Source organism: Bradyrhizobium sp. UFLA05-109 (genome assembly GCF_054185165.1).
This window is the reverse complement of the sequence record NZ_JBBIAR010000016.1, coordinates 141,854-147,853: the sequence shown is the minus strand read 5'-3', so window position 1 is coordinate 147,853 and position 6,000 is coordinate 141,854. Positions and strand designations below refer to the sequence as shown.

General features: G+C 56.6%; 6 protein-coding genes. 1 reads left to right on the top strand and 5 read right to left on the bottom strand.

Annotation, left to right across the window (positions count from 1 at the left end; all coding sequences use genetic code 11):
• Both Q3C01_RS14420 and Q3C01_RS14415 read right to left on the bottom strand, forming a co-directional pair.
• Window positions 1-384 (bottom strand): polysaccharide deacetylase family protein (locus Q3C01_RS14420; RefSeq protein ID WP_458145982.1); only part of this gene is annotated, 384 nt, incomplete at its 3' end.
• Window positions 381-974: a NodA family N-acyltransferase gene (locus Q3C01_RS14415; RefSeq protein WP_458145981.1), complete on the bottom strand. Its 594-nt coding sequence runs from the start codon at window positions 972-974 to the stop codon at window positions 381-383. The genes Q3C01_RS14415 and Q3C01_RS14420, both read right to left, overlap by 4 nt.
• 936 nt (window positions 975-1,910) lie before the next feature.
• Between Q3C01_RS14415 and Q3C01_RS14410 the strand changes: the two genes are divergently transcribed.
• Window positions 1,911-2,906: a LysR family transcriptional regulator gene (locus Q3C01_RS14410; RefSeq protein ID WP_458145980.1), complete on the top strand. Its 996-nt coding sequence runs from the start codon at window positions 1,911-1,913 to the stop codon at window positions 2,904-2,906.
• A gap of 332 nt (window positions 2,907-3,238) precedes the next feature.
• On the opposite strand, the gene Q3C01_RS14405 is transcribed toward Q3C01_RS14410, so the two are convergent.
• The 3 genes from Q3C01_RS14405 to Q3C01_RS14395 all read right to left on the bottom strand — a co-directional run bounded on the left by Q3C01_RS14405 (window position 3,239) and on the right by Q3C01_RS14395 (window position 5,377).
• Window positions 3,239-4,348 (bottom strand): branched-chain amino acid ABC transporter substrate-binding protein, encoded by a 1,110-nt coding sequence (locus tag Q3C01_RS14405; protein WP_458145979.1) that lies wholly within the window; start codon window positions 4,346-4,348, stop codon window positions 3,239-3,241.
• 124 nt (window positions 4,349-4,472) lie between these two features.
• Complete coding sequence (locus Q3C01_RS14400; RefSeq protein ID WP_458145978.1) at window positions 4,473-4,931, bottom strand: MerR family transcriptional regulator; 459 nt, start codon at window positions 4,929-4,931, stop codon at window positions 4,473-4,475.
• Between the two features lie 227 nt (window positions 4,932-5,158).
• Window positions 5,159-5,377: a hypothetical protein gene (locus tag Q3C01_RS14395; protein WP_458145977.1), complete on the bottom strand. Its 219-nt coding sequence runs from the start codon at window positions 5,375-5,377 to the stop codon at window positions 5,159-5,161.
• Between the last annotated feature and the right edge of the window lie 623 nt (window positions 5,378-6,000).

Genomic DNA, 6,000 nt, shown 5'->3' with positions numbered 1-6,000 from the left:
CACTGCTTCGGTCCAAATGCCATACGGCGCGCGCACGCGTCGCACCGAGGCCTGAGGGCATGCGCTCCTGATGGCGCTACTCGCGGTCACTATTTCACACTGCACTTCGTCTGGCTCGCATCTAGATAGATCCGGATGCGTCATCGTGTGGTTCGCGACCTCGTGCCCTTCCGCGATCATCCGTCGGATTAACTTCGGCTCATTCGCCGCGTACGTGCCGATGACGCAGAACGTCGCCGGCGCGCGGTATTCCGCCAGCACATCGAGAATATCCGGCGTGCAAAATGGATTAGGCCCGTCGTCAAACGTCAAATAGACGCTGCGGCGGACGGTATCGCTGGTGCGCTTGCTCTGCGCTTCGAAGGAGCAACTGGCGTGTTTCACAGCTCTGGCCCATTACGCTCGATGATTGTACCGGTGGGCCACTCGCTCATCGACCGCGCTATAGGGAACACTACGAGCAGTGCGTCATCGATGCGAGTTGGTGGCAGGTTGGTATAGATATCTGGAAGGGTGGACCGCACGCGAATGCCCGGAATAATTGTCGCCAAACCCGGGAGGCCGAGCAGCCTAAAGATATGCTTTTCGAGTTCATGTCGAACCGTGCCGAATCCGAAGGGAACGCCAAGCTGCTGCAGCACGGGATACATCACGCGCATAGAATGCGAGATTCCGAGTCCCTCGAGATCCGGGCGTACCGCGTACAGTCCAAGTTCAGCCACCAACAGATCGATTTCGCCGACCTTGATGAACCGCCGCAGCGCGCCGATATGAGCCGCCACGCCGCGATCATCGTAGCCAACTACACGGAGCTCAGGTCTCGCGCCGGCCCAGCTTCGATTGCCTTCAAACGGTTGTGCGTTAAACGCCCCGGTCGGACCGTAAGCTTTTCGAAAAAACTCGGAGAGTTCGACGTGGTCGGCAATCTGTAAGTCATTTTCCCAGCACGTCCTCCACTGGAGCTGAGGGCGCATGAAAGACTCTCCTGCTTCTTGCTGCGTTCCTGAGGCACGCATCGGGCGAGCGACGGGCGCTGGGACGATGCTCGTTCGATGGTGTCGTCAGCGAATTGGGGGTGATGTTGGCTTGTGGACGGCGTTTAGATCGTGTCGCGCGAGGAGCTGTCCATTTTGGATAATCCAGATTTTGTGTGTGCCGCGGCTCATTATCGCCGTCGTCTCCAGGCGAGTAGCGGTCGGCTCTGTTACAGGTCGTGCTCTGTCTACTGTCTCGCATCCTCCGCGACGGCGGTGTGTGGGACTCAAGCTAGCGAAGGGCCACCCAGTTACCCAATCATATCGAGGTAGACGCCTTCCATTGAATGGTATGCGGAGCCTATACGATGGTTTAAACCACGCTCCTGGCCGCATTGTTGAGCGACGTGCAGTTGCCATCGGAGACGACGGCATTGTAGAAACTGCCTCCAACGGGCGAAGGAGCTGCGACTCCGCTGCAGGCGACGTCACGCTCCTCTGGCCGCACAGCAAATGTGCTGATCGCGGGCACGGAAAGCGGGATACGACGGTGTTAGCCGCGGCTTCATTTGCTTCGTTCAATATCTGGCACTGACCCTGATGCACGCGACGACCTTTTTGCCGCTCATTTGTTTTTTCAAAGCGCGGATGACGGCTCGCCGCCTGTGCGCTCGGCGATTGCTCGCTTGATTCGTTAACACTGGAATCGATGCAATGTATTCGGATGTGACAATACAATGACGGACGCCGAGCTAAGCTGCTGTGCACAACCGCTGACGAAACTCCATCACCAATCTTTGCGATCTGCGGTGCCACGCTGTGCTTCTCCGAAACCTACCCCTTTGCTCAGGGGCTGGAGATTTCCTAACCGGCCCTGAGCGAACTGGTAAAATCGATTCTTTGGATGAGAAACATCTACACTGCGGATAGGTGACAATGCGTTTCCGAGGACTTGATCTTAATCTTCTCGTCGCGCTCGATGCTCTGATGACTGAGCGTAACCTCACGGCAGCAGCACGCAGCATCAACTTGAGCCAGCCGGCCATGAGCGCGGCGGTTGGCCGCCTACGCGCGTATTTCAAAGATGACCTCTTTGCGATGAAGGGCCGCGAGCTTATTCCAACTCCACGTGCGGAAGCCCTCGCCGCTCCAACTCGCGAGGCTCTCGTTCATATCCAGTTCTCCATTACCAGCAGAGACACGTTCAAACCGAGTGACTCTGAACGGCGCTTTAAGATCAGCCTGTCTGACTTTGCGACCGTCGTGTGGTTCCGTCATGTCGTGGAGCGTGTCGCACGAGATGCCCCCGGGGTCAGATTCGAGTTGATGCCTCTTGCGGATCCGTTCGACCACCCTCTCCAACGCGCCGAAATCGATTTTCTTATCGTGCCCGAGTTGTACATGTCGGACGCTCACCCCAAGGCGGCCCTTTTTGACGAGACACTCGTGTGCGTCGGCTGCCGCTCGAACAAGCAGCTATCGCGGGAGCTTACATTCGAGATGTACATGTCGATGGGGCATGTTGCGGTGAAGTTTGGGCGCACTCGAGTGCCATCCATAGACGAATGGTTTATGCAAGAGCACGGCATCAAGAGACGCATCGAGGTCGTCGTGCAAAGCTTTAGCATGATCCCTCCCATGCTACTTGGAACCAACCGAATAGCGACGATGCCCCTGACGCTCGTGAAGTATTTCGCCAAGACGATGCCACTGCGGATCACTAAACTCCCGCTACCGCTTCCGGGCTTCACCGAGGCCGTCCAATGGCCTTCTCTCCACAATACTGATCCAGCAAGCATATGGATGCGTGATGTTTTGTTGCAGGAGGCAGGGCGCCTGGCCTCTCCTCTCGCCGGTTCGAAGACACGCCTAGGCCATCTTCCAAACCACTCTTCGTTAGGTAGAGACACACCTGTAGATGCTTCGGAATGACAATCGCGGTTCGTATGAGCTTCGATCGCCCAATGGAATGTTGGCTAGGTGACAGTGAAAGTCGCAATTCGATGCAGCTTTCCGTCGCCAGTGATTCCTATGGTCGGCTCTTCTCGGCACAATTTTTCCTCAAGTAGCAGGACCATTCATCGTTCCTCTCCCTGATGCCACCGGCCAGGTTGATCGCATCAACATTTTTCGATCTGCTTTCATTTGCCTTTAGACTCGGACTCCCACCCTCCGCGCAACTCTATCGGGTGCGACCGACAGGCCAAATGGGGGGGGCCGGCTGGTTGATATTCAGATCTCTGGTGTGTCAACCGCGATCTGATCTATTCCGCCCTCTCGATCGCGTTGTCGCGCCAGCGATTAACCACGAAACCGGAAGACGCATTGTCGCCTTTCCCATCAAACCGCACGTGCCCAATCACGGTCTCGGCTTCTTGCGAACGAAGCGCCTTCGCCACGCGCAAAGCGTTGAAGGAACCAGCGCGCTTTACCGCATGAGCCCACGCCTGCACTGCAGCGTACGCGTAAAGCGTGTAGCCTTCCGCGGGTCGTTTTGTTGCCCTCAATCTGGCTACGACGTCCGCCGCCTCCGCGTTTTTGGTTGCATCTGGCATGAATGTGAAGAGAGTGCCATTTGCAGCACTGCTCGCAATCGCGCCGAATTCGCCCGTCATCAGCGGATCGTTAGCCACGACCGTAAGCCGCGCTTGTGCGTCTGCGGCTTGGCGTACAATCAAGCCTATTTCCGCGTAGTAACCACCGATATACGCGATTTCGATTCCGTCTCTCCTCATCCTGGAAACTAGCGCGGTGTAATCTTTTTCGCCGGCCATATAGCTTTGCCGCATAATGTTCTGCAGGCCCGCATCATGAAGACGGGACGCAACGACATCTGCAATGCCCTTGCCAGCTGTGCTCTTGTCGTCAAGGACGGCAATCTTGCTCTTGGAATAGTGTCGCAAGATATAATCGGCGGCCACTAAGCCTTGCTGGTCGTCACGGCCACAGATCCGAAAAACCGTGTTGAGACCTCGCTCGGTCAGCCGAGGATTGGTCGATCCGGGCGAAATCTGAATAATTCCCGCTTCAGCGTAAACGTCGGAAGCGGGAATTGAGGAGGACGAACAATAGTGGCCAACAACCAACCGAACCTGGTCCGCCGCCAGGCGATTGGCTACCGCCACGGCTTGCTTTGGATCACAAGCGTCGTCGGCAACAGTCAGTCTGATCTTGTATGCGGGGAGCAATCCGGAAGAATTCAAATCATCCACAGCCACACTTGCACCGTAACGCATCTGAGCACCGACCGCAGCATTGCTGCCTGTCATAGGTCCGGCCACTGCAACGAAAACATCGTCAGCGGAGGCGGCCGAGACCAATACGAAAGCAAGGAGCGCTGCACCGGCAGCTGAACTCATGCGAAGGAACGCCATTTGAAGCCCCTGATGTTGGCTGCTTTGCGCGCTGCACCACCCTGTCGTCGTCGGCGCTCACATTCGAACGTCGCGTCGTCTGACCGACGACCGCGCAATTCACTCGTTCCTTCTGCCACCACGGCTATCGATCCACGTCATCGACAGCCCGAGTCCGCCGGCGCGTTTGAGCAAAGCTCTCTCGTGACATCGCGTCAAGGCGAGCAGGCAATTCGTCTACACCGACATCCGATTCCGTATTCTTCGTGATGTTGCGCAAACGATCGCGTAACTTGGTTGCACGCGCGACCTGAATCTCCGCGCGCTCCAATTGCTCGCTCAAGAGGTCAGGAAGCGGCGTTCTGCCGTCCATCGCTCTCCGTACCTCTTGAAGAGAGAACCCGAGCTCGCGAAGCGCCAGAATGTGATACACCCTTCTAACGCTTTCACAGTCATAGATGCGGTGACCACCGTCCGTGCGCTGCGAGGCAGCGAGCAATCCCGTTTGCTCATAGTGACGCAGAGTGCGCACCGTAACTCCGGTCGCCTCTGCAAGTTCACCGATGCGTCGCCAACGACGCCTGAATGATGTAGGTCTGGTCATGTTGCTCAGTTTTCAAACCTACAACCTAACGTCACGTGAGGTTCAAGCGGTTTTGACGGCGCGCAGATCTTGTTGCCAACTTTTCGCTCGAAATAGCGAACTTCGCCTTCCGGGGAGCGCCTCATAAGGCGGACGTGACATGCAAGACGCACGTGACCGCACTGTTGACCTGTCGTCCGATGACGTCGTCATGGGCTCATCCAAGGAAGCATTGAACCTCTGTTGAACTAAACGGCAGAAGCAATGGCTACCATCAGCTGCTTTAGGAGGACCAATTCGGCCTGACCAGCAGCTGTGCGTCCAAGCACAAGCTTGGCGATCTCCGTTCGGTTGATGGGAGTTCGCATACTCGCCGGTAACGCCGCCACCGCCTCATCAAAGATCCCTCCCAGCAAGGAAAGATCTTCTGGATCGAAGACACCGCTTCGTACCTGCAACACTTTCACTGTCTCTCCTGTCAAACATCGCGTCGGTGGCCCGGCTCCTTGCAAGGGCATTTGGCTGCGGTAGGGCAAAAAAACGACCGACCTGCGGCGCACGACCAAACACAAGTCGATCTGTTGCTCGGTGCAACATGGATGCGCGCTAGCGCGATGAAAGAGTGCAAACGCAATACGACTTGCTTTTTCCTGTTCATCGAATGGACTTTTCCTAGTCAATGAACACAGCAGAAGGAAAATGCGGCGCAACACCGGGGGCCATCGATGTGCAAACCGTGGGATGATTCATCGCTCCTCTCATCCCTCCCCATTCTTCGGTCATTTTGACGAAAGCGCCTGAGCACTGGGCAGTTTTCGAGCATTCGACACGCTCAGGCATGCAACACAGATTCTTTGCCTGAAACACAGGGCGGTATACAACACCGCTCGACCTCACCACCAAATCCAGAAAACCGTACAGCCTTGTTCGGCACCGCCTCAACGCTGCGCCGTTCAGAGAGGGTGCGCAGAGAGATCATCGGCGGAAGTTCAGCCGCCGGGCCCGCTCCCCGGATTCCGATTGCATTCAAAGAGAATGCTGCTACTAGCGCAAAATTGAGCCGCGTGTCCGTCTTGGGTCGGCGTCAACA